At 62.4% G+C, this 23,310-nt stretch carries 19 protein-coding genes and 1 pseudogene; 7 read left to right on the forward strand and 13 right to left on the reverse strand.

Annotated features, from left to right (window positions below):
• Positions 1-15: 15 nt before the first annotated feature.
• From HF684_RS11525 to HF684_RS11535, 3 genes are read right to left on the reverse strand one after another with little or no spacing between them, the layout of a single operon-like run.
• Positions 16-1,620, reverse strand: coding sequence for a TRAP transporter large permease (locus HF684_RS11525; RefSeq protein WP_169252583.1), 1,605 nt, complete (start codon positions 1,618-1,620; stop codon positions 16-18).
• On the reverse strand, positions 1,617-2,114 hold the full coding sequence (locus HF684_RS11530) for a TRAP transporter small permease (protein WP_169252584.1): 498 nt from the start codon (positions 2,112-2,114) through the stop codon (positions 1,617-1,619). Before HF684_RS11530 ends, HF684_RS11525 begins: the two co-directional genes overlap by 4 nt.
• Positions 2,114-3,151, reverse strand: a complete 1,038-nt coding sequence (locus tag HF684_RS11535; protein WP_169252585.1) for a LysR family transcriptional regulator — start codon at positions 3,149-3,151, stop codon at positions 2,114-2,116. Before HF684_RS11535 ends, HF684_RS11530 begins: the two co-directional genes overlap by 1 nt.
• Before the next feature lie 110 nt (positions 3,152-3,261).
• Between HF684_RS11535 and HF684_RS11540 the strand changes: the two genes are divergently transcribed.
• Entirely contained in the window at positions 3,262-3,975 is a 714-nt protein-coding gene (locus HF684_RS11540) for an amino acid racemase (RefSeq protein ID WP_169252586.1), read from the forward strand.
• Between the two features lie 365 nt (positions 3,976-4,340).
• On the opposite strand, the gene HF684_RS11545 is transcribed toward HF684_RS11540, so the two are convergent.
• Positions 4,341-5,282, reverse strand: a complete 942-nt coding sequence (locus HF684_RS11545; protein ID WP_169252587.1) for a helix-turn-helix domain-containing protein — start codon at positions 5,280-5,282, stop codon at positions 4,341-4,343.
• A gap of 107 nt (positions 5,283-5,389) precedes the next feature.
• Here HF684_RS11545 and HF684_RS11550 point away from each other — a divergent pair, with 107 nt between their 5' ends.
• Both HF684_RS11550 and HF684_RS11555 read left to right on the forward strand, forming a co-directional pair.
• Complete coding sequence (locus HF684_RS11550) at positions 5,390-5,701, forward strand: hypothetical protein (RefSeq protein WP_062861908.1); 312 nt, start codon at positions 5,390-5,392, stop codon at positions 5,699-5,701.
• A 372-nt stretch (positions 5,702-6,073) separates the two neighbouring features.
• Positions 6,074-6,879 (forward strand): annotated as a pseudogene (locus HF684_RS11555) (transposase); the annotation flags it as partial.
• Here HF684_RS11555 and HF684_RS11560 read toward each other — a convergent pair.
• The 7 genes from HF684_RS11560 to pheS form a co-directional block, all read right to left on the reverse strand.
• The gene (locus HF684_RS11560) at positions 6,777-7,631 is read right to left on the reverse strand and encodes an aminotransferase class IV (RefSeq protein WP_169252588.1); all 855 of its coding nucleotides are present in this window, start codon (positions 7,629-7,631) and stop codon (positions 6,777-6,779) included. The pseudogene HF684_RS11555 and the gene HF684_RS11560 sit on opposite strands and share 103 nt — an antisense overlap.
• A complete protein-coding gene (gene pabB, locus HF684_RS11565; protein WP_211167989.1) occupies positions 7,628-10,054 on the reverse strand; it encodes an aminodeoxychorismate synthase component I in 2,427 nt (808 codons plus the stop codon). Before pabB ends, HF684_RS11560 begins: the two co-directional genes overlap by 4 nt.
• A 418-nt stretch (positions 10,055-10,472) precedes the next feature.
• Complete coding sequence (locus HF684_RS11570; protein ID WP_169252589.1) at positions 10,473-11,165, reverse strand: DUF6308 family protein; 693 nt, start codon at positions 11,163-11,165, stop codon at positions 10,473-10,475.
• Between the two features lie 16 nt (positions 11,166-11,181).
• Complete coding sequence (locus HF684_RS11575) at positions 11,182-11,712, reverse strand: GIY-YIG nuclease family protein (RefSeq protein ID WP_169252590.1); 531 nt, start codon at positions 11,710-11,712, stop codon at positions 11,182-11,184.
• Positions 11,713-11,854: 142 nt separating this feature from the next.
• Complete coding sequence (locus HF684_RS11580) at positions 11,855-12,706, reverse strand: SDR family oxidoreductase (RefSeq protein ID WP_248278905.1); 852 nt, start codon at positions 12,704-12,706, stop codon at positions 11,855-11,857.
• Between the two features lie 216 nt (positions 12,707-12,922).
• Positions 12,923-15,508 (reverse strand): phenylalanine--tRNA ligase subunit beta, encoded by a 2,586-nt coding sequence (gene pheT / locus HF684_RS11585; RefSeq protein WP_169252592.1) that lies wholly within the window; start codon positions 15,506-15,508, stop codon positions 12,923-12,925.
• Position 15,509: 1 nt separating this feature from the next.
• On the reverse strand, positions 15,510-16,553 hold the full coding sequence (gene pheS / locus HF684_RS11590) for a phenylalanine--tRNA ligase subunit alpha (RefSeq protein WP_169252593.1): 1,044 nt from the start codon (positions 16,551-16,553) through the stop codon (positions 15,510-15,512).
• Positions 16,554-16,801: 248 nt separating this feature from the next.
• Here pheS and HF684_RS11595 point away from each other — a divergent pair, with 248 nt between their 5' ends.
• Genes HF684_RS11595 through HF684_RS11605 form a run of 3 tightly spaced genes read left to right on the forward strand, consistent with a single transcriptional unit; the run spans position 16,802 to position 20,092 of the window.
• The gene (locus tag HF684_RS11595) at positions 16,802-18,436 is read left to right on the forward strand and encodes an acetolactate synthase large subunit (RefSeq protein WP_169252594.1); all 1,635 of its coding nucleotides are present in this window, start codon (positions 16,802-16,804) and stop codon (positions 18,434-18,436) included.
• Positions 18,437-18,469: 33 nt separating this feature from the next.
• Positions 18,470-19,564, forward strand: a complete 1,095-nt coding sequence (locus HF684_RS11600; protein ID WP_169252595.1) for a MerR family transcriptional regulator — start codon at positions 18,470-18,472, stop codon at positions 19,562-19,564.
• Positions 19,565-19,618: 54 nt separating this feature from the next.
• On the forward strand, positions 19,619-20,092 hold the full coding sequence (locus tag HF684_RS11605; protein WP_169252596.1) for a hypothetical protein: 474 nt from the start codon (positions 19,619-19,621) through the stop codon (positions 20,090-20,092).
• A 21-nt stretch (positions 20,093-20,113) separates the two neighbouring features.
• Here HF684_RS11605 and HF684_RS11610 read toward each other — a convergent pair whose 3' ends face one another.
• Positions 20,114-20,773, reverse strand: coding sequence for a pentapeptide repeat-containing protein (locus tag HF684_RS11610; protein WP_169252597.1), 660 nt, complete (start codon positions 20,771-20,773; stop codon positions 20,114-20,116).
• A gap of 462 nt (positions 20,774-21,235) precedes the next feature.
• Between HF684_RS11610 and HF684_RS11615 the strand changes: the two genes are divergently transcribed.
• A complete protein-coding gene (locus tag HF684_RS11615) occupies positions 21,236-22,354 on the forward strand; it encodes a TIR domain-containing protein (protein ID WP_169252598.1) in 1,119 nt (372 codons plus the stop codon).
• Positions 22,355-22,854: 500 nt separating this feature from the next.
• Here the strand turns inward: HF684_RS11615 and HF684_RS11620 are convergent, their stop codons facing one another.
• On the reverse strand, positions 22,855-23,223 hold the full coding sequence (locus HF684_RS11620) for an RNA methyltransferase (RefSeq protein WP_248278906.1): 369 nt from the start codon (positions 23,221-23,223) through the stop codon (positions 22,855-22,857).
• Between the last annotated feature and the right edge of the window lie 87 nt (positions 23,224-23,310).

Here is a 23,310-nt window from a genome sequence, read left to right on the forward strand (position 1 = left end):
CCGCCTCGGCGAGGGTTATCCGGCCATTCCGCCGCTGGTGCGGCTGATGAGGTCGGGCAGCCATTCGGTCATTCCGGGCACGGTGATCATGAGGATGAGGAAGACCACGGCCACGGGCAAGAACCACAGCAGGGAGGTGAAGATGTCGCGCAGCGTGACCGTGGCACCGAGGTTGACCTCGGGGTTCTTCGCGATCGAGTGGACGATGTAGGGGATGATGCCGACCGGCGGGGTGACCATAGCGAACTCGCCGAGGAGGACGACGAAGACTCCGAACCACAGCGGGCTCACGCCCATCGCCTCGAGGGCGGGCAGGAGGATCGGGATAGTCAGCAGCATCATCGACAGGGTGTCGAAGAACATGCCCATGACGATGTAGAGGACGATGAGGACGAGCAGGAATCCGATCCGCGACAGTCCGAGGTCCGTGATGAGGCCGGTGAGGATGGGGGCGAGTCCGGTGATGGCGAGCAGGCTGGTGAGCATGGTCGCGCCGATCATGATGAAGAAGATCGCCGAGGTGGCCGCCACCGTATCCATGGCCGATTCCGCGATCTTTCGCCACGGATTCTGGTTTCGCTTTTCCCACAAGCAGAGGAGCAGGGAGCAGAGTGCGGCGGCGGCTCCGGCCTCGGTGGGGGTGAAGATGCCGGAGAACATGCCGCCGAAGAGGACGACGAGGATGACGGCGAAGCCCCACACGCTAGTCAGGGAGGTGAAGCGGTCGCGCCAGGTGGTTGTGGGGCGGGTGGTGTCGGTTGAGTCTGTTGCGTCAGTGGCGGTCTGGGCGTTCTGGCCGCGGCCGACGAGTTTCGGGGCAATGACGCCGATGGCGAAGATGAAGACGGCGAAGCAGACGGCGAGCAGGATTCCGGGGACGGCTCCGGCCATGAGGGCGGGGCCGACGGGGACGGAGGCGATGCCGGCGTAGACGACCATGAGGATCGACGGTGGGATGAGGTTGCCGGTCATGCCAGAGACCATGATCGTGCCGACGGCCATGCGGCGGTCGTAGCCGGCTTTGAGCATTTCGGGGATGCCTGCCCGGCCGAGAGCGTAAGTCATGCCGATGGTCGAGCCGGTGACCGCGGACAGTCCTGCCCCGGCAAAGGTGGTGCCGATGCCGATTCCTCCGGGCAACCAGGAGAACCAGTGGTCGGCGACGCGGTAGACCTTGCCGGAGAGTCCTGATTGGGTGAGCACCATGCCCATGAAGATGAACATGGGCAGCACGCTCATCGACCAATCGGAGACGGCGCTGAACGGGGCGGTGGAGAGGATGTTCATCGTCGCCGGGATGCCGGACACCGCGTAGACGCCGATGATCGACGGCACGGACAATGCAATGGCCACCGGTACGGAGAGGAAGAGGAGGACGAGCATCATTCCGATGCACCAGGCTCCCCCGATGGCCGCGCTCGGGCTGGTGAAGAGACCGACGAGGCAGACGGCGACAAGCCCGAATCCGATGGTCAGGGCGAGAGCGCCGGGGCGATCGCGGCGGGAGCCACTTGGGAGGAGCGCTGTCGTTGGTTTCTGGGTGGTGGCGCCGGTGAAGTTCGATGTGTTTGAGTCTTCTGGCGGTAGGGATGCACCGGTGAGGTCGGTGTTGGCGTTCACTGCTCCTCCCCTGTTTCGGTGCGCCGGCGGCGGAGGATGGCGACGGCATCGAGAATATAGAGCACGACGAGGAGGACGAATACGATCGGCACGAGGTAGTACACGGGCCAGGTGATGACGGCGGAGACGTCGGCGGTTGATCCGATCGCCGTGTTCTCCAGGGCTTTCATCAGCCCGAACCAGGCGAAGGCCGCGGACACGAGGGCACCGAGGATGCACGCGAACACGGTGAAGAGAGCGGCGGTGGCCGGCTTCGCACGCTCGATGGCCATGGTCACGGTGATGTGTTCCTTCTGCAGCTGCGCGGCCGGGATGCCGAGCAGCGCGACGATGGGCAGGTACCAGTATTCGACGATCTCGTTGGTGCCGTAGATCGGGGCGTGGAAGATCGACCGGGCCAGGGCGTGGGTGACGGTGTGGAGCATCATCACGATGATCGCCGCGGCCGTGGTGACCGTCAGCCACCTATCGAGGACTTTGGTGAACGTACTCATCAGGAGTCACTGTAGCCGTCGGTCAAGGTGCTGGTGGCGGTAGTACCGGTCGCTGATGCTTCTGCTTGGGTGCTGGTCGCAGCGTCTGCCCCACCGCCGGTGACGTCGGCAGCCCGCAGCGCATCGATCAGGTCGACGACTTCGGAGGTGGCTGCCAGTCCATCGGGGATCATCGCCGTGACTCTGCGGGCACCGGCCTCGGCAAGGGCGATCGGGTCGATGCCGGGGATCTGGGAGTAGCGGCGGGCGCTGCGGGGCAGCAGCGCGACACCGAGTCCATTGGAGACGAGGGACTGGATGGCGCCCGGGTTATCGGTGATGTGCCGGGTCCGGGGTTCGAAACCAGCGGTGCGGCAGAGGCGTTCGGCAGTAGATCGGCACCGCACGCATCCCATGATCCACGGCAGTTCGGCAACATCGTTGAGGTGTTGGATCTGCCCGGCACGATTCCAGCGTTCGGGCACGAGCAAGTCGAGATGATCGGCGCCGAGGTCGACGGTCATGTGTCCGGCCAGCTCGGGCGGGACTTCGTCTTCGTGATGGAAGAGAAAGGCAATGTCGATGTCACCGTCATCGAGCAGACGCAGCGCTTCGGGCGGTTCGGCCTCGGAGACTTCGTACGAATGGTGAAGCGGTGAGTCCGTACTTGTGCCCGCATTGGCTTCGAGCCTGCCGAGCGCCGCGGCCAGTGGACCGATGACGAAGCTGGGAAAGCCTGCAAGGCGGACATTGCGTCCACCGAGTCCGAAGGCTTTCGCCAGGTCACTGCGCAACCCCGTCACCGAGGCGGCCACCTCGTTGGCGCGTATGCGGGCAAGTTGGCCGGCGGTGGTGAGGCGGATGCCTCGCGGGGTGCGGTCGAAGAGGGTGACCCCGAGGTCCTTCTCCAGCGCAGTCATGTGCTGGGACAGTGCTGGTTGGGACCAGCCGAGTTCACGGGCGGCGCCACCGATGCTGCCGAATTCGGCGATGGCGCCGAAGATCAGGAGACGTTTGGGCTCGCCGAGGTCGAGAGCCTGTTCGAAGACAGTAGACATAAGTCCAGCTTATGTCAGAGCAGAGGGAACTGGGTCTACCGGAGGTGGATGATGCGCACCACACTGGAAGCAGTCGCGTTGAAGTCATTGCCGAGTTGAGGAGTTCGAGTATGCGCAGGATCGGTCTGCTGGGTGGAATGAGCTGGCATTCGAGCATCGAGTACTACACGAAGATCAACGATGCCGTGGCCAAAAAGCTCGGCGGTCATCATTCCGCGCAGATCCTCCTCGACTCGTGCGACTTCGCGGACATCCGGGAGCTGCAGGAGGCCAACGATTGGGCAGGTAATGATGCATCCCTGACGGCGACGGCGAAGCGTTTAGTCGATGGCGGCGCCGAAGCTGTCGCGATTGCCACCAATCTCATGCATAAGTGCGCCCCGGCGATCGAGGCCTCAGTCGATGCGCCTTTCATTCACATGGTCGATTCGATCGCGACGATGGCGAAGCGACAGGGATACTCAACTTTGGCCGTTCTGGGCACCCGATGGACCATGCTGGAGGATTTCTACACGGGCCGGCTCGAAGCGCAGGGTATCAAGACTCTGGTACCCGATGAGGAGACGTGCCTTGAGGTCGACCAGATCATCTGGGATGAGCTCACCCAAGGCATCTTCACGGACAAATCGGGCGCTCGCTATGTCGAGATCATGAACGACCTCAAGGCTCGTGGCGCTGACGCTGTGGCCCTGTCGTGCACGGAGATCGGCCTGCTCGTCCCACCGGAGACCGCTCCCCTACCGGCCCTCGACTCGGTCGATGCTCATGTTTCCGCAATCGTCGAGTGGATAATGGCGGACGAGCCTGTAACCATTCGGCATTGAACATCGGAGACTGCGACGATCGGAACGGTGATCGCCACGAGCCAAAACGCATCGGTCAAGAACGGTGCGCCTTCAAATGGAGTGTCCGACGCTGCCCCGCCGGCCGGCTTCGGCCGCCCTGACCTGACCTCCTTCGCGTTTTATCCCAATCGACTCTGATCGGGTCTGCTGATCCTCTCGACGAGAACGCAGCGACATCACAGCCACCCGACCCCGACCGTTCCGGAAGCCGGGACACGTCACATGGCCTGTGCTGCGGGCGTGTCGAGTGGGTCGTCCAGGGGCGACGCAGGAGCGGCTACGCGACGTGCTGAGAGGTGGTTCCAGTCGAGCACTAGCACACCGGCTACAGGCATGGCGATAGGTCAGGAACGGCGTCGCTCCCTACGCAGGAGGGAGCGCAGAGTCTCGGCGTTCGCGTAGCCGACCCGTAGCGCGATCTCGGCGGAGGTGAGGTCCGTGGTTGCTGAGAGGTGCCGAGCTCGTTCGATGCGAAGCCGTTGGACGAAGCCGAGCGGAGTGAGGTTGAGCGCCGCACGGACTCGTCGTTCGAGTGTGCGCCGGCTGGTGCCGAGCGACTGCGCGACGAAGGCGACGTTGAACGGTTCGTCCAGGCGGGCGCGCACGAAGCGTTCGAACTCAACGACGATCGGGTCCTCGTGCCGGAGATGTTCGTAGGCGACGAAGGCCGCCTGCGACGGGCGCTCGTCGATGATGAGGAGCTTGGCGACGTGTTGGGCCAGGTCGGGGCTGATCGATCGCACGAGTGAGAGCGCGAGGTCGATGTGGGCGAACGCGGCGCCGGCGGTGACGAGGTTCCCGTCGGCCACGACCATGGTGTCGAGATCGAGGGCGACGGTCGGATAGCGCTTCAGGAACTCCGGCCCCAGGAACCAGCTGGTCGTCGCCCGCCGATGATGCATCCGTCCGGTCTCGGCGACAGCGAACACGCCGGTGCACGCCGCGGCGATCCGGGTGGTCGCCTCGTCGAGGCGCCCGAGCGAGGCGATGACCGAACGAGCATCTCGGCTCTGGAGGGCGTCGTTGGTAGCGGCGGCCGTAAGGGTTCCAAGCGCAGGGACGATGACCACGTCGAACTCTGCGGACTCCGACAGTGGGTGGTCCACCGACAGGGTCATCGATGCCGTCGTGGCCACTCGCCGTTTCGGTCCGAGGATAGCGAGTTCGATCGGGTCGATCCGCGGGTCGACATCGCCGCGGGCTCCGTCGGCCACCCGCACGATGTCGATGATCGACGCGATAGCCGAACCGAAGCAGCCGTCAATCGCGATCAGTCCAATACGCATGACGTAAACAATAGCAATACTGCCGTATACGCCACTACCCACCGACCCTCGCTCGTCATAAGCTGAACTCGTCACACGAAGAAACACGACTTCAAGGAGAGTCCCTCATGTCAACACCCGCATCACTTCCGTATGCCTTCGTCGCCAAGATCGTCGCGGCCGATGGACAGCACGACGCGGTCGCCGATCTGCTCGCCGGCGCTGTCGCACTCGCCAACGAAGAAGTAGGAACGATTGTCTGGTTCGCGGTCAGGACCGACGCCGACACCTTCTGGATCTTCGATGCATTCCCCGACGAGGCCGCTCGCGACGCCCACGCCAACGGCGCCATCGTCGCAGCCCTGATGGCCAACCAGCACCTCCTCAGCGCAGCACCCGAGATCCTGGCTGCCGACGTCCTCGCGTCCAAGCTCCCGTAGTCCGCCAACGCACGAGACGATCGCGCCCCGCCGAGCCCGTCGCCAGGTCGCGACGCAACGCCATGCTGCGTTGCCGAGCGGTGCGAGGCCTATCGGCACACGGACAGGATGGCGGCCGCGAGCGCTCAGCCCGCGAGGGGTCCGTCGCAGAGGAGAGCGACGTCGGTGTCGGGCAGAGCCGTGAGGCCAGCGCATCGCGCAACCACCAGAACCGAACAGCCCCTGCCCTGCGTTTCCGCAGGTCAGGGGCTGTTCGCCGGAGCCGCCTGTCGGAATCGAACCGACGACCTAATCACGTCGGCTTTGCGTCTATCGCTTGATGCTTCCCCTGGGCGAACGAGCCGCTGACCTGCGCAAATGCCGAGAATGGGGGACACCGCCACCAACGCGGTCCCGGCTGAAGGCAAGCGGCTGCTGATCAACGACCCACGCGGTTTGAGGGCGTGAAGGTCATTGGCGTCGATGAGCACGTCTGGCGCCACACCAGGCGTGGCGACAAGTACGTCACCGTGATCATCAACCTCACCCCGGTCCGCGATGGCGCCGGCCCAGCAAGGCTGCTGGACATGGTCGAGGGCCGGTCGAAGGCGGCGTTCAAGACCTGGCTCGCCGACCGCGACGACGCCTTCCGTGACGCGGTCGAGGTGGTCGCGATGGACGGCTTCACCGGGTTCAAGACCGCCGCTGCAGAGGAGATCCCGGACGCGGTCACGGTGATGGATCCCTTCCACGTCGTGCGCCTGGCCGGTGACGCCCTCGACAGGTGCCGGCGCCGGGTCCAACCCGCGATCCACGGGCACCGTGGGTTCAGGGACGACCCGCTCTACAAGTCGCGGCGCACGCTGCACACCGGCGCGGACCTGCTCACCGACAAGCAGAGCGACAGGCTACGCGCGCTGTTCGTTGATGACGCTCACGTCGAGGTCGAGGCGGCCTGGGGCGTCTACCAGCTCGCCTACTTCGAACGACCCGGCACCAGCAACGGGCCGACCGAGGCGCTCAACGGACGGCTCGAACACCTGCGCGGCTCCGCACTCGGGTTCCGCAAGCTGACCAACTACATCGCCCGGAGCCTTCACATGCCCGGAGCGACCCTAATCGTTTCCAACCATTCACGCCAACGGCCGAGCCGGACCGCATCCGCATGGGGCCCGCCTCTATGCCCAGCCCAAATCTGATTCGGCTCATCGCCGCGCTGCACGCTGTCGTGAAGGTCACGCCCGTCAACGAGTTCGCTCACTCGCCGAATCCCGTGGAGCGCGTTGACGAGCCATGCTTCGTGCTCCATAAGCTCCTCGGGCCGCACTCGCCGCAACTCGATCGGAACCGACCGAGCGCGGGCCTCCTCGAGGATCACCGCCGAGGTGACTCCCGGCAGTGCGCCTAACTCCGGGTCCTGTGCACAGAGCGTCTCTTCATCCCACCACAGCAGGCTCGTCGTCGCTCCCTCGATGACGTACCCGTCCCCGTTGATGAGCAATACCTCGTCACAGCTGTACTGCTCACCGGCTTCCTCCCGCACACGCTCAAGCAAAGCGATGTCCGGGCCTTTCCGATTCGGAGTGATTCGCGGGTCGGAATATGGCGGGATGAGAACCTTCAACTCCTGCGTCCGAGTCGGTGCTGGTCGCAACCGGAATGCCAACTCACGTTCGGCGTCAGGAGAAACGTCGAGGACATCTACGCGCGGAAACCACTCCCCCTTCGCCGAGATCTTCTCGACCACTGCCGCCCAAAATTCGTCGGTGATCGCATCACCCATCCCCACCTGCGCAGCAGCATCACCGAACCGTGTCCGATGGAGGTCGAACGCTCGTACCCGCCCGTCTTCAACAAGCCACGAATCGGCGGCCATCAGCTTCGATGAGCTGATATCCGTCGTAGGCTCCTCGAAACGGTGATCCTGTTGATTCCACAGCCACACGTTCATCGCTCAACTCCACCCGAGTATTCGGCCACAGCGGTATCGGTCGGTCCGGCCTCCTCGGCGGGGATCATGGTGTGGACGTCAGCATCGCCTATCTGCTCAGTCGAATGGATATGTGTCCTCAGTTCGGACGGGGCGTTCGCATGAACGACAACCTCGCCGGGGAACTCCACTCCACCGAGCAACCTCAGCACCGGAGCCGCCTTCACCACTGTCTCCTCGTACTCCTCCTCGGAATCCGAGAGTGCGACGATCGCTCCGCCGACCCCGTAACTCAGAGTCTCACCCTGAACGACGAGCGTGCGGATGACGACGCTGAGATCGACGGCACCGCCGAGCGAGAAATACCCGACTGCTCCGCTGTACACCCCACGCGGGCCGGCCTCGAGCTCTTCGATGGTCGTCATCGTCCGCAGCTTCGGCGCCCCAGTCATCGACCCTGGTGGGAACGCCGCCCGCACACACGCCACCGGGCTAGCATCCTCGGCCAAGCGTGAACTCACCGTCGAGACCATCTGATGCACCGTCGCATACGACTCGATCCCGAACAACGTGTCCACCTGCACCGATCCCAGCTCGGCCGTGCGTCCGAGGTCGTGCCGCACGAGATCGACGATCATGAGATTTTCCGACCGATCCTTCACCGAAGCGGCCAGCTCAGCCTTGATCGCTTCATCCTCGGCCGGTGTCGCTCCCCTGGGACGAGTGCCCTTGATCGGCTTCGACTCCACCCGGCCGTCTGCGCCAATCCGCAGAAACCGCTCAGGTGAGGTGCTGAGAATCACCGCCTCTCGCGTGCGGATGAACGCCCCAAACGACGTCGGATTGTCCTCACGCAGCCGCAGATACATCTCCAGTGGTGACGCATGCGGATCGACGGTGCCCTCGAGCATGTTCGTCAGACAGACTTCGTAAGTCTCGCCATCGGTGATCTTCTCTTGCACTTGGTCGATGAGGTCGAGGTACTCGTGCCGACTGTTCCGTGCCACGAGGTTTGGATCGCGGCGTTTCGCCGGGTTTGTGATGTCCGCCTTCGCCGAGGCGGTGCTCGGCTGATGAGCGCCAGTGACCTCATCGGTGGGGATCGATGCGATCCGCGTGCGTGTGTAGTCGAGCCATTCCTGGTTTGTCGCGCGGCCTGCGGGGTCGTCGTCACGACGCAGCACTAAAAGGTGAATGCGCTCGGTCTCGTGGTCGATGATGAGGGCGCGGTCGAGGAACATCATGACGGCGTCAGGCAGGTCGGATTCGCGCTGGTTCGGCGAGCCGACCTCGGTCTTGAGCTCGTAGCCGAGATAGCCGACCCACCCAAGATGGAAATCGAACGGCAGATCGTGGTTGTCCGCACGTATGTCGGGGGTTTCGGATCCTGCGCTGGGCGGTTCATCCTCTGTGCCTGACACTGAGACAGTCGTGCTAGCGAGCTCGATATCGAGCCAGTCGAAGAATCCGGACGACTGAATGAAGCTCTTTGATTCGCCACTGGCCGATCGGACTTCGACAGTCCCTTCCGACACAGAGGCAGTCGCTACTTTGCTCAGCGGACCGGACGGCGCACCCATGATCGAGAACCGGGACGAGTCATTGCCAGGTAAATTTCCGTCGAGCCAAACTGCCTCAGGTTCGTCACCGAAGAGCTCGGCGAAGAGACGTTCGTCGGTGAATGTCTGAGGGAGAACATCGGTGTCGAGAATGTAGTGGTGCCGATCGTCAGCAGGGTGGGGAGTCGCTTCGGACCGATTGAGCGCTGCGCACGTCCCTGCAAGGAGGTCAGATTTCGAGACAATCTCCTCGCCATCCCACGCCTCATTGACCGAACCGTCATCCTGATGCTCAGTCCCCCGGTTCCATGCCGCAGTAAGCTCGGCGAATTTCCGCAGCAGGGTCCGAGCCTCATCGGAGGCGATCGATTCCGGATGGAACTGGACTCCCCATTGTGGCCTGGACCGATGCCGGAGCGCTTGGATGACTCCGTCTTCGGACCACGCTGTTGCCTCCAAACAATCGGGCAAGTCGGTCACTGCGAGGGAGTGGTACCGCACCGCCGAAAACGGCGAGGGGATCCCGGCGAACAACTCGGTCTCGGTATGCCGGATCGCCGAGACCCGACCGTGTCTAGGCTCCGGAGAGTGCACCACGGCTCCCCCGTGCACATGAGCGATGCCTTGATGGCCGAGGCATACGCCAAGTACCGGGATCGTGGAATGCTCGATCACCTCGGCGCAAATGCCGAAGTCTGCCGATCTTTCTGGTGTTCCTGGCCCAGGCGAGATGACAACATTGTCGAATTCGTCGAGGACGCTCAGTTCGAACTCGGTCCAATCATTGGGCACAAGCGTCGGCGCACATTCGTTCACCTCGGCGAGGAGGTGAAAAAGATTGAGCGTGAACGAATCGGCATTGTCGATGAGCAGAGTCCGGATCACGCCTGCCTCCTCATACGCAGCTCTGGCACCTCATCGAATCCAGACGTCCGTGCGTCGTGGATGTGAGGCAGGAATAATCGTATTCCACAGACAAGCGCAGCTGGTAGCGTCGCTCACGATCACACCCAATGAGACAGGAGGACGTCGGTGTTCACAGCTTTGAAATTGACTGGGTGGATTCTTCTCGGCATCGGGCTGATCGTGAACGTGGCTTTCCTGGCCGACCCGAACAGCGGCCGGTACCCGCTTTGGGCACTGCTGCCCATCATCGGCGCACTCGTTCTGATGATTCCGATTCTCCGCAACCGCCGACGGAAGCCACAATAGGTCACTTTGGCAAGAGCCACCATTGAAATAGTCGGTATTTAAGCCTTCACGACGAGGGCTCTACCCGCTTCACCGGCGAAGCCCGAGCCGACTATTTTGATTCGGCTGTCCAGAGGGCTACGTCCAATTGCCTCAGCGGTTGAACGTCAAACCTAACTACCCGCTCGTCCTTCAAAGCTTCTGCCTTTGACACTGTGGCAGTCAGAGCCGCACGTACTTCCTTATCCCGCATCAACTCACGGAATACAATCCAGTCCTTCGCACGATCACCAAGACGATCGATTCCCAGCAACTTGCACACGACGTTATCTCGCACCGGAAACAAGCCTGGCCGTTTTCGTGCAGTGATCTTGCTAGCTGTCACCCATGCATTCGAACTTTTGGTATCCGCTCTTGCCAGCAGCGACTTGACCAAGTCGTAAAATACTTGCATTGCTGGAAAGTCGTGCTCAACTGTGTCCTCAAGCGAACAGGTGGGGAGAGACCCAAGTGCAACACGGAGTTCGTTCTGGGTGGCTTCGTCTTCAAGAATTCGCCGCACTGCTAGTACCGGAATGTCAACTGACAGCGTGGTTACCGCCAACAGATCGGTCGCAGTGATTGTGTCCGAGACATTTGGCTCAAGACCAGCAAAGGTGGAACCAGCGTAATTTGTATTAGCGTCGTAATACCGACGGACTCGTCCAGGGGTCAAATCGTCCCGGAGAACTAGTAGACACTTACTCTTAGCGAAATCTATCGTGTCGGAACTGACTTCGGGGAAGGCGCTGTCAATGTCGGCCATGAGACACTCGCTTTCTTCAGAGACGCGGTCGAAGCCGTGGAGCCAAGTGTTCGAACAACAGGACTTCAGGAACACGGCTGGCGACTTGATACCATTCTTCGCCATCAGCAAACTTGGTCATCGCTTTGTTCGCCAGGGGTTGCATCGCCTGCTGTAGCAGTGCCTCCAGATCGCGAATCAAATCTTTGGTATCAAGATTCTCCACTCCGTTGTAGGTTTGAGTCACAGTTTCTACGCCGTCGTCACCGATAGCTCCTTCGCCATCAGGAGAATCAAAGGTAAACCAGGAGAACCGGTTCCACAATTGAGAATGCTCATCATCGAGATGGTCGCGGATTCGACTTCCAATACCGTTGGCTCCAACTGCGAGCCCCACATAGTAGACATTGACGTCGTTATAAAGAATGTAGACACCTCGCGCTCTCCTGAAATCAACAATCCGGAGACTTCCCGAGTTCAGACCTCGCCGTCCTAGAAGTCGCCAAGGTCGAGCGTCCCATTCAACTAACCCTTGTTCCCAGAACAGTCCGTACGCCCCAATAATCATAAACTCGACTCTCCTTTGAGTTGTCTTCAGTCCTGGCCTCACCTTGGCTCAAGACTAACCATATTTGAGCGCAGAATGTGTAGTTGTCTGAGGATTCCCGGTCCGTTCATTACCGGCAATCGACGACGTAGCTATGAGTGCCTCAGCCGAGCACAAGCCGTCGAGTCGTGTCCGACAGGCCATCGGCTGCCTCGACGAGGAGTGACTCCTCCGTATCCGCACCGGCACGGACGTATCGCCCAGTGAACGCGTCCAAGGTTCCCGATGCGAGAGCCAGCGCGAGTCCGGTGACCTGCTCGGTTGAGGTCCAGTCGTCACCCTGGCGGAAATCGTGGACGGGCATCGACTTCGTCATGGCTGTCTCGACGACGCCCGGCGCCATCTCGAAGATACGCAGTCCCTTGTCATGCCCGAAGTGAACGACCGAGTCGGCGATGCGGAACAGTGCTGCCTTCGACGCCGAGTACACTGCATACGCCGGCGTGCCCTTCGCCCCCGATCCCGAGTTGAGGTCGATGATGCGGCTGAGACGGCCGGTCGCCTGGGCGCCCGCCATCAATACGGGTGCAAAGACGTTGATCATGAGCGCGACGCCGAGCACGTTCGCGTCGACGACGTCCTTGAGGCTCTCCGGATCGGCGTCCCACAACGGCCCCTCGGTCGACTCGATGCGCCCGGCATTGTTGATGAGCACCTGCAGACGCTTCCCCGTCGATTTCTCGAGCTCGGCGACAGAGTCACGCAGCTGGTTCACCGCGGTGATGTCATCAGTGCGCAGACCGACACCGGTCACCGCTCCCCCGGTCGCCTCAGCGATCTCATCAGCAGCAGCTTCCGCCTTCTCCGCCGAGGTGGCCGTGACGATCACGTCATAGCCAGCCTTCGCAAACGCCTCGGACAGATGACGCCCGATTCCGCGGGCGCCGCCGGTGATGAGCGCGATCGTCTCGGACGGAACCGCGGTCGCTTCAGAGGTTCCGTCGGTGGTCGGCATGTTTGTTCCGTAAGGCAGCTTCTCGGACATGGTCGGGACTCCACTTTCTTGGTCGACTGCGGGTGGTCAGTTGTCGTGGCGCGCGATGCGGATTCACACCGCCGCGTGGTCGGTCGCTCTCGGGCTCGATGCCGCGGCGCGCGGCGCGCGGCGCGGATACGACAGAACCCGGTCGAACCACTGTAACGGTCGACCGGGCTCTGTGACGCACTGTTCTCAGCTGCGGACTTCAGCGCCGTGACGCTCGGCGGCCAGCTTCGTCGCCGCTTCACGCATCGCCGAGGCCTCATCGGCCTTGAGCGTACGATCCGGGGCCCGGAAGGTCAGGCGGAACGCCAGCGACTTCTTGCCCTCGGGCAGCTGGTCACCGGTGTAGAGGTCGAAGGTCTCTAGCAGTTCGAGCTCCTCCCCGGCACCTTCACGCAGCGTCGCGGCCAGAGTCTGCGTCGGCAGCTCGGCATCGACGATGAGCGCGACGTCCTGGCGGGAGACTGGGTAGGTCGACAGAGCGCCGTCCCAGGCTCGCAGGTCGTCTTGGGCCAGCAGTGCGTCGAGGTCGATCTCGAAGGCGACGGTCCGCGCCGGCAGGCCGAGGTTTTCGCACACCTTCGGGTGCAGCTCACCTGCATGGCCAAGCACCTGACCGTCGGCAAGGACAAACTTCGCAGCCCGTCCCGGATGCCACGGAGCGATCTGGTCGGCCTCGACGGTGACCTCGAGGCCGTTTGTCTCAGCGATCCGACGGACGGTGTCGATGACGTCGGTGGCCTCGGCCTTACGGCCCTTGCCCCAGACGCCGGGCATCTCCGCATTGCCGGAGATGATGCCCGCGTAGTGGTAGGGCTGGTGCGGCACCGAGGCGTAGATCGCCTCGAGCTCGTCATCGCTCGGGTGGTATCCGGGCAGGTGACGCGGCCCGGGGCCCTCAGGCAGACCTGCCGAGGTGGACACGAGTCCGGCCTCGAAGAGTGCGACGTCCTTCGCTCCGCGGCCCTGGTTGCGAACCACGAGGTCGACCAGCGTCGAGAGCAGGTTGGTGCGCATGAGCGGCAGGTCTTCGGACATCGGATTGGCCAGACGCACATGCTTGCGCCGCACGTCGTCGGCATCCAGCCGCAGCTGATCGTCGCGTTTTTCGTTCGTGAACGGGTACGACAGCACCTCGGTGAACCCGTCGGCGGCCAGCAGGTTCGAGATCCGACGGCGGGTCTTCTGCGCCACTGTCAGTCCCTTGCCTGCCCTGGCGGCAGGCTGGATGGATGGGATGCGGTCGTAGCCGCCGGTACGGGCGACTTCCTCGATGAGGTCGACAGCGTCGGTGATGTCCGTGCGCCAACTGGGCACGGTCACGGCCAGACGGTCCTTGCCGATGACATCGATGGTCGCGCCGATGCCTTCGAGCAGTCCGGTCACCTCGGCGGTGGTGTAGTCGACACCGACAAGCGAGTCCACGCGCTCGACCGGGAGTTCGATGACGGTCGGCTCGGGAGCCTGCCCGACCTGCGTGGTCGCAGGGCTGAGCGTTCCGCCGCCGAGTTCGACGAGCAGGTCCGCGCACCGACGTGCGGCCACAGGCCCGAGCCTCGGGTCGACTCCGCGCTCGAAACGACGCGAGGCCTCCGAGGACAGCTTGTGTCGACGCGAAGTGCGAGCAATGGAGATCGGGTCGAAGTGAGCGGCCTCGATGACGACGTCGGTCGTCTGGTCGTTCACCTCAACCTCGGCGCCGCCCATGACGCCGGCCAGACCGATGATCTTTCCAGCCTTGCCAGTCGCACCAGAACCGCGGTCGGTGATGAGCAGGTCCTCGGGGTCAAGCTTGCGTTCGACATCGTCGAGGGTCGTGAACTTCTCGCCGGCGGTGGCACGGCGGACGACGATTTCGTCACCGAGCAGCGCAGTGTCGTAGGCGTGCAGAGGCTGGCCGAGTTCGAGCATGACGTAGTTCGTGACATCCACGGTCAGACTGATCGGACGCATTCCCGCCTGCTGCAGGCGACGCTGCATCCAGAACGGAGTCTTCGCCTGAGGATCCAGACCGGTGATCTGAAGGGCGGTGAACTGATCACAACCGGCCACCTCGTTGATGGGGTTGTTGTCCTCAACCGACACCGGGAAGCCATCGTCGGTGGCCGCGTTGGTGGGAGCCACCTCGGCGGAACCGATATCGGTGAACTTCTGCCCCTTCATCTGCGCATATTCGCGTCCAATGCCGCGAATCGACAGCTGGTAGCCGCGGTCGGGGGTGACGTTGACGTCAAGGGTGACCTGGTCGAGGCCGAGCAGCGCGATCGCATCATCGCCGGGCTCACCGGTCAGGCCGAGGTCAGTCAGGACGATGATGCCGTCGTGGTCCTCGCCGAGGCCGAGCTCTTTGGCCGAGCAGATCATGCCATCGGACTTGTGGCCGTAGGTCTTGCGTGCCGCGATCTTGAAGTCACCGGGCAGGACTGCTCCGGGCAGGCAGGCGACGATGAGGTCGCCGGGCACGAAGTTGTGGGCACCGCAGATGATGCCGCGGCTGGGCACCTCGGGACCGGGCTGCGGGTCCTTCGGATCATCCTGGGCTTCGTTGTGTTCGGGGCCGACGTCGACGCGGCACCAGTTGACGGTCTTGCCGTTCGAGTGCTCTTCCTTGACGAGTTCGAGGACCCGGCCGACGACGAGTGGGCCGGTGATCTCGGGTCCGAAGAAGTCCTCTTCCTCGAGTCCGATGGACGCGAATTCGGCGGCGAGGGCATGGGGATCGGTCTCGGCTGGGAGATCGACGTAGTCGGCCAGCCAGTTCAGTGGGACGCGCATATCAAGCCTTCATTCCGAAACGGGCCGAGAAGCGCACATCGCCTTCGACCATGTCGTGCATATCGTTGATTCCCTCGCGCAGCATCAGGGTGCGCTCGATGCCCATGCCGAAGGCGAAGCCCTGGTAGACGTCGGGGTCGATGCCGGCGGCGCGCAGCACGTTGGGGTGGACCATTCCGCAGCCGCCCCATTCGATCCAACCGGGTCCGCCGACCTTGTTGGGGAACCAGAAGTCCATCTCCGCGCTCGGTTCAGTGAACGGGAAGAAGCTCGGGCGCAGGCGAGTCTTCGACTCCGGGCCGAACATCTCGCGGGCGAAGCCGTCGAGGGTGCCCTGCAGGTTGGCCATGGTCAAGCCCTTGTCGATGGCGATGCCTTCGATCTGGTGGAAGACCGGGGTGTGGGTGGCGTCGAGCTCATCGGTGCGGAAAGTCTTGCCCGGGCACACGACGTAGAGCGGCACGCCGCGCTGCAGCAGGGAGCGTGACTGCACTGGTGAGGTGTGGGTGCGCAGGACGAGTCCGGCGTCGGCGGGATCGACGAAGAACGTGTCCTGCATCTGGCGGGCCGGATGGTCGGGGCCGAAGTTGAGCGCGTCGAAGTTCAGCCACTCGGATTCGATCTCGGGGCCTTCGGCGACCTCCCAGCCGAGGCCGACGAAGTAGTCCGCGGCCTGTTCCTGGATGAGGGACAGCGGGTGGCGAGCGCCGAGGCGGCGACGGTCGGTGGGCAGGGTGACGTCGATGGCCTCTTCGATGAGCACGGCCGCATCGCGTTCGGCTTCGAGTTCGGCCAGGCGTACGTCGTGGGCCTGCTTGACCGCTCCCCTGGACTTGCCGACGATCTTGCCGGCGGCGGCCTTATCGGCCTTGTCGAGTGAGCCGATGGCTCGGTTGGCGAGCGCCAGCGGGGCTTTGTCGCCGGTGTGGTCGATCTTCGCCTGCTTGAGCTCGTCGAGAGTCGTCGCATCCGTGAAAGCCTTGAGTGCCGCGTCGACGGCCTGCTTCACGGCCGACTCGTCCAAGGGGTCGAGTTGGTCTGTCATCAATGTCCTTTTGTCCGTACTTGCCCGCAGCTGAGGGGACGTCGTTTCTCTTCGACTGCCAGTCTATCGTCTCCCCCGCCGGGACCTGGGGCGGCGTCCGCTGGGTAGGTGGGCCGCTTCGGTGGGCGTTCCCTTCGCCGAGGTGGCCCCGCGGTTCCGCACGTCCGCTGGGTGGGTGGGCCGCCTCGGTGACGGTGGTGTGGGGTCGGTCATAGGGATCGAGCCGCGTGAGGCGTAGGGTCGGGCACATGACGACACAACGTGCATCAGATGTCATGGTCAGAGCCCTGGAGAACGAAGGCGTCGAGCGGATCTTCGGCATTCCCGGCGAGGAGAACCTCGACTTCGTCGACTCCCTGCGGAACTCATCGATCGAACTCATCCTCACCCGGCATGAGCAGGCGGCCGCGTTCATGGCCGCCACCTACGGCAGGCTGACCGGCAAACCCGGGGTCGTGCTCACGACCTTGGGGCCGGGGGCACTCAACCTGGCGACCGGGGCTGCGTACGCCCACCTCGGCGGGATGCCGGTCATCATGATCACCGGGCAGAAGGGCATCCGCACGGCCGAGCAGGCGGCGTTCCAGATGGTCAATACGGTGGCGACGATGGATCCGCTGACGAAGGTGAGCAAGCAGATCAGCTCGGCGGCGATGATTCCGACGATGGTCCGTGAGGCGTTCCGCGCCGCCCAGGCCGAGCGTCCGGGACCGGTGCATCTCGAACTGCCCGAGGATATCGCGGGAATGCCGGTCGACGGATTCGAGCTCATCGAACCGCATACGAACAGTCGGCCCGTCGCCGGGGACACGGCGATCGCGAACGCCGCGAACGTCATCAGGGAGGCGAAGAACCCGCTGCTCATGCTCGGTGCGGATGCGTCCCGGGCGTCGTGCAGTGAGGCTCTGTCGCGTTTCGTCGCCGGGATGCGCATCCCCTACGTGACCACGCAGATGGGCAAGGGGTCGGTGACGGGCGCGTCGGATCTGTACATGGGTACGGCGGCGCTGACGTCCGGTGACTACGTCCACGACGCGATCGATGCCGCCGATGTCATCGTCACCATCGGCCACGATACAACGGAGAAGCCGCCGTTCACGATGGATGAGAACGGGCCGACGGTCGTGCACATCGGGTATCGTCCCGCCATCGTCGAGCAGGTGTATTTCCCGCAGTTCGAGGTCATCGGTGACCTGGCACCGTCCCTGGACAAGCTCGCCGAGGTGCTCGACGGTCCCGTGCCCACCGCCGAGGCGCTCCTGCCGATGCGTGATGAGATCCTCATCAAGATCCACGAGGGAGCCGATGAGGATCGGTTCATCCCGCAGCGGATCGTCCAGGAAGTCCGTGACGTCGTACCCACCGATGGGATCGTGGCCCTGGACAACGGGATGTACAAGATCTGGTTCGCTCGCAACTACCGCACGACCAGGGCGAACACCCTGCTGCTCGACAATGCTCTGGCGACGATGGGCGCCGGGCTGCCCTCGGCGATCGGGGCGAAGCTGACCTACCCGGAGCGTCGGGTCATGGCCGTGGTCGGCGACGGCGGGTTCATGATGAACAGTCAGGAGATGGAGACCGCTGTCAGGCTCGGGCTAGACCTCGTCGTGGTCATCCTCGAGGACAACGCCTACGGCATGATCCGGTGGAAGCAGGCCGCGGACGGGATGGCGGACTTCGGTCTGACGTTCGACAACCCCGACTTCGTGAAGTATGCGGAATCGTATGGGGCCACCGGCACCCGCGTTAAGGATGTCGACAGCATCAGCGATGCTTTGGAGCACGCGTTCTCTGTCGGCGGTGTGCACATTGTCGTCGTGCCCGTCGACTATTCGGAGAACAAGCGGGTGCTCATCGATGAGTTGGGGCAGCGGTCTTGACCTTCAAGTCAGTTGAAGCCGGACAATGTTCGGGTGACTGTTTCTGACTTGATGCCAATCGGGACGTTCGCCCGAATAGTGGGGCTGACGGCAAGCGCGCTGCGATTCTACGACGATGCCGGCGTCCTCCGCCCTGACCATGTCGACGCCCAGACCGAATATCGCTTCTACAGTGATGCGCAGGTGGCTGCTGCACAGCGGTTGCGAGAGCTGCGTGAGCTCGGAATGCCGTTGTCCGACGTCTCTCGGTTCTTCGCGGCCGAATCTGCGTCGGATTCGACGGAATCGCTGAGGCTTCTCAACGACCATTTGCGCAGGGTGTCGGCTGAAAACGCGCGGTTGCAGCATGTGGCCGCGCGCCTCTCCGAGTCTCTGCAGTCGGAGGCTTCGACATCACTGTGCACTCTTTCCGGGCCCGTCTTCGCCGCGGCTGTCGACCAGCTTCTGGCGACGACTGCCGATGACCCCGACTTCCCCGTCCTCAACGGTGTTCGCCTCAGCATTGAACCGGATGCCCTCACTCTGGCGGCGACGGATCGCTATCGTTTCACCAGTCGCACACTGGTGCCGAGCCGGTCGGCGGGCACGACATGGGCCGGCACCGTATCGGGCCATGCCCTGCGGACCGCCGTTTCGGCGATCCGCAGAAGCCCCACAGTGACTCTCGAGGCAGGAGACGATGTCCTGCGCGTCGTGCTCGATGACGGCACTATGAGCCAGTGCACGTTGATCGATGAGCCGTTTCCGGATACTTCCGACTTCTTTTCGTCCCTGCCGACAGCTGTCCACCACTGCATGGTCGACCGCCGGCAGCTCTTGCAGACGATGGAACGGCAGGCCCCGGATAAGGTCGGTCTGCGACTCTCTGCGAGCGGGGTGCGGGTTCTACACCCTGCCGACTCCGTTGACATCGACGGCACCGGTGACGGCTCTGAACTCACGCTGTGGTTCGAGCTGACGACGCTGCATCCGGCCGTGGCCAATGCGCTCGGAAACGATCTCATCCTCGACGTCACTGCGTCGGATCAACCGGTCGTCCTGCGCTCAGCTGATGACGGAGACTTCACCACCGTCCTCATGCCGTGCCAGGCCCCGCCCACTGACACAGACAGGAACAGACCACCATGAACTCCACACCAGCCGCACCCGACCCGACGATGGAGACGATCGGCCGAGCCGACGATGGAGACGATCGGCCGAGCCGTCGAACTCGGGAGATCCGGCGACGTCGGCACGGCTCAGCGCCAGCTGGTCAGCCTCTGGCAAGAGGTCGGCCCCACCGGGGATCCGTTCCATCACTGCACGCTTGCGCACTATCTCGCTGATCTCCTCGATCATCCTGCTGAGGCCCTCATCTGGGACATTCGTGCTCTCGACGCCGCAGCTTCGCTCAGTGATGAACGTGCACAGGCCCACCACCAGTCGCTCCAGGTCGCCGGCTTCTACCCCAGCCTCCACCTCAATATCGCCGACAACTTCCGTTGCCTGAGTGCATTCGGTGCCGCGGCGGAGCACATCTGCGCCGCCGAGGAACGCAGCGAGGCGTTGCCCGATGATGGCTACGGACGAATGATCCGCACTGCGATCGACGAGGTACGTGCAGCCATCGACCGGCGCGAGACCGCTCGCCGCGACTCGGCGCCCGGTGGTTCGTAGTGCTCGCCGGCCTGTGGGTGCTCACTCCACGGAGATACCGAGTTCAGAAGCGAAGAGTTCAGCGAAGAGCATGAGCTGAGTGTCGTCGATGATCGCTCCGCGCAAGGAATGGACTCCGGAGATCTTGTGCGGTTCCAGTCCCCGGATGTCGACGTTGCCGAGGGTGGCGCCTTCGCACTGAAAGACGCCGACGCTGCTTCCCGGGAATGCGACCCGGCTGGCCTTCGCTCGGTCGAGGTCGATCTCGTCGATCTTGCAGTCCCGGAATTCGACGTCGGTGAGCTTCGACTCCCGCAGGTTGAGGTAGGAGATGCGGCAGTTGGTGAATCGCACTTTCTCCCACACGCTGTCATAGGCAACGCCGGCACCGATCCGCGTACCGGAAACGTCAGTGTGCAGCAGGTTTCCACGGGGTATCGTCCAGGTGTCGGCGCGGCAGTCCGTGATCTCCGTTCCGGAGATCCTGACTCCGCTAAGGTCGATCTGAGCCTCGGCATCGCCGAAGTTCACGTTCGTCATTCGACAGTCGAGGAACGTCGCTTGGGTGGCGTCCGCCTCGGCGAGGTCGAGGTCGGTGAACTCCATGCCTTCGAGGAATTCCTCTGGACCGAAATCGCCGAGATATCCCGGGACCAGGTCACCGAGGCTGAGCTTCGGTGGGCGCGGAGCTGAAGTCACCATGCGCCCACCCTAACCGCTATTTCCGACACTGCCACGTGCAATGTCTTCAACCGCAGTCTCTTGTCTTGCAGACTTCGCCACCACTAGACGGCAACCATGTAGCCATTGACAACGATCCTGTCGATGCCCGTCGCCGCCGACGAATCAGCCGATGCCGGTCAAGAGGTCGACGGTTCGTATATGAGCTGCTTCGCTGGCTTTGACGGTTACACCTGGGAACCCTTCGCGGAATGGAACGTACACCTCGAGGGGAGAACAAGTCCCCGCTGCCCGAGCTGATCGTGCTCGATTAGGCTATCGGGGCACTGCCGTGTGCCAGAAAACATCAGGTCACATTAGCGTCACGGAATAAGGATACTAATACACAACGGTTTGCTCCAGATCGTGGATGCGGCAACGACTCCATCTGGAGCGTCTTGTAACCCTGCTGCACAAGCTCTCCGCACGAGTAGACTGCACAATATGACTGATCGTAGCGCTGAGTTTATCGCGATCGCTGAAGAAGCATCCGAAATTGCCGATCGAGAGTCTAGCCTCGATACTCAACCACTTGATGCCCTCGAAAATGCTGCGAAAGAGATCGGGAGGTCCTGGTCGAAGTCCAATTTGGGCTACCAAGCGAATGTGTATTACCAAGGCTTCGAGGCTCCGCCGAATGGCGCGATGTTTAGTCGTGAATGGGGCTTGCTCGGCATGTTCCAAGGCACCACGGGCGAGTGGGAGATCCACCAGGTTGATGAGGTGGTGGCCAAGATTGAGGAGCGGGCTGGTAATCCCGATCTCAACAGGCTTAGAGAGCAGTCTGACGCAACCGGTTCGGAAGTGGAGGAACTCATTCAACGGGCTCGATCAGTTGCGGCGAAGGTTCCGATCCCCTGTGACGATTATGTGAAAGAGAACGTCGAGGAGCTGCAGCACATCATACTTCCAGACGCAGATTCTTTAGCTCGACTCCAGATGCGCGGAGTAACGGGCCAAATCATGACTCGGGATGCACAGGCACTAGAAGGTGGAGCCCAGCCAGCAGGACACCAGATCGCACTTGCAACCGTACGGAAACTCAAGTCACCGTTCTTGGTGGCGAGAGAACTTGCTACAGTCTGCAAGAGACTCGGGAAGCACCTCGAAGGCGACGAAGCAACGACTCAAAGAGCGGTCATCCAGCTGGGAAGCAAAGTCTTCATAGGACATGGTGGAGCCTCGGCTGAGTACCTCAAGCTGGGTGTTTGGCTCAGTGGCCAGGGTCTTGGTTGGGAGGTCTTTGATAGGAAACCGACCGCGGGCATGAGCGTAAAAGAACGTCTACTAGAAATGCTCGATAATGCAAGTATTGCTTTCCTTGTAATGACTCCCGAGGACGAGAACTCCGAAGGGAAAGCCGTAGCTCGCGCGAATGTCATTCACGAAGTTGGACTGTTCCAGGGACGACTGGGTTGGATGAAGGCTATCGTTCTTCTTGAAGAGGGGTGTGAAGAGTTCTCTAATATCGAGGGAATCGGCCAAATTCGCTACCCGAAGGGGAATATCAAAGCCGCCTTTGACGAGATCCGTCAGGTCCTACATCGCGAAGGCGTGATATGAGTCCAGAACAACTGCCAACTTACGCGTACCCAGCGATTCAGGTGAACCGGACCTTCAAGAACCTAGGGACTACCACAAATTGCCGCGAGCACTGATCCTCTGGCTGTAATTTCACCCATGAAGAGGAACAAACACGCGACAGGATGTTCCAGTCGCTTAACGTACCTCTGTACAACAGACCGTGGACTGGCGGAGTAGCTGCAGGACTGGCTAGTGGAGGAACGTCGGGCCAAGACAAATAGCCGATGCTGAGTCAATTTAATCTCCATGTTCTGGACAAGGAGATCCTGGAAAATCACGAGGTGTGGATCGAGGATCAAATTGCGCAGCGTTCCAAGGAACCGACTCATTCGATCATTAACCTCTGGCCCGGTCCCGAAAAGCCCAACCAGCAAAGGCTGTAAGCCTATTCCTAGAACCCTTCACATGCGCTGGTTGCGCGCACTCTCGTAGATGCACACGCCTGCGCCAGTGCCGAGGCTGAGGCTCTCAGCCGAGTCCTAGATCGGGACGGCAACAGATGAGTCGCACAGCTCCAGATCATCCGCACTCATCCCCCAGGCTTCGTTGCCGAAGCACCACGCGGTCCGTGCGGTCAGATCCAGGCCGGTGTCCCACGGGTGGTGAAGATCGTGCGCTTCGTCATTGGCGTCGGCCGCGAGCATCTGCAGTCCACGGGCCCGCGCCAGCTCGGTCACCTCGGACAGACCGACACCGGTGACAATGGGAATGTGGAAGAGCGAACCGGCGGTCGAGCGGACGACTTTGTCGTTGTAAACATCCACCGACGACGACGTCAGCACCACAGCATCAGCGCCAGTTGCATCGGCGAGTAAAATGATCGTTCCCGCATTGCCGGGGTCGCACACCTATGACAGGACGACGACAAAACTACGACTATCGATAAGCTCTTCGGAAGCCATGCAACCGAGAAAACTGCAAGTACGAACATTGTC

The organism is Brevibacterium sp. 'Marine', from assembly GCF_012844365.1.
Classification (GTDB): Bacteria; Actinomycetota; Actinomycetes; order Actinomycetales; family Brevibacteriaceae; genus Brevibacterium.

What these genes read in the sequence shown, in the direction of transcription:
- pheS (WP_169252593.1), bottom strand. Translation starts at nt 16,553, where the DNA reads ATGACAGACCAACTCGACCCCTTGGACGAGTCGGCCGTGAAGCAGGCC.
- HF684_RS11570 (WP_169252589.1), bottom strand. Translation starts at nt 11,165, where the DNA reads ATGGCCGACATTGACAGCGCCTTCCCCGAAGTCAGTTCCGACACGATA.
- HF684_RS11610 (WP_169252597.1), bottom strand. Translation starts at nt 20,773, where the DNA reads ATGGTGACTTCAGCTCCGCGCCCACCGAAGCTCAGCCTCGGTGACCTG.
- HF684_RS11575 (WP_169252590.1), bottom strand. Translation starts at nt 11,712, where the DNA reads ATGATTATTGGGGCGTACGGACTGTTCTGGGAACAAGGGTTAGTTGAA.
- HF684_RS11580 (WP_248278905.1), bottom strand. Translation starts at nt 12,706, where the DNA reads ATGCCGACCACCGACGGAACCTCTGAAGCGACCGCGGTTCCGTCCGAG.
- HF684_RS11550 (WP_062861908.1), top strand. Translation starts at nt 5,390, where the DNA reads ATGTCAACACCCGCATCACTTCCGTATGCCTTCGTCGCCAAGATCGTC.
- HF684_RS11535 (WP_169252585.1), bottom strand. Translation starts at nt 3,151, where the DNA reads ATGTCTACTGTCTTCGAACAGGCTCTCGACCTCGGCGAGCCCAAACGT.
- pheT (WP_169252592.1), bottom strand. Translation starts at nt 15,508, where the DNA reads ATGCGCGTCCCACTGAACTGGCTGGCCGACTACGTCGATCTCCCAGCC.
- HF684_RS11545 (WP_169252587.1), bottom strand. Translation starts at nt 5,282, where the DNA reads ATGCGTATTGGACTGATCGCGATTGACGGCTGCTTCGGTTCGGCTATC.
- HF684_RS11615 (WP_169252598.1), top strand. Translation starts at nt 21,236, where the DNA reads ATGACTGATCGTAGCGCTGAGTTTATCGCGATCGCTGAAGAAGCATCC.
- HF684_RS11605 (WP_169252596.1), top strand. Translation starts at nt 19,619, where the DNA reads ATGGAGACGATCGGCCGAGCCGTCGAACTCGGGAGATCCGGCGACGTC.
- HF684_RS11595 (WP_169252594.1), top strand. Translation starts at nt 16,802, where the DNA reads ATGACGACACAACGTGCATCAGATGTCATGGTCAGAGCCCTGGAGAAC.
- HF684_RS11560 (WP_169252588.1), bottom strand. Translation starts at nt 7,631, where the DNA reads ATGAACGTGTGGCTGTGGAATCAACAGGATCACCGTTTCGAGGAGCCT.
- HF684_RS11540 (WP_169252586.1), top strand. Translation starts at nt 3,262, where the DNA reads ATGCGCAGGATCGGTCTGCTGGGTGGAATGAGCTGGCATTCGAGCATC.
- HF684_RS11530 (WP_169252584.1), bottom strand. Translation starts at nt 2,114, where the DNA reads ATGAGTACGTTCACCAAAGTCCTCGATAGGTGGCTGACGGTCACCACG.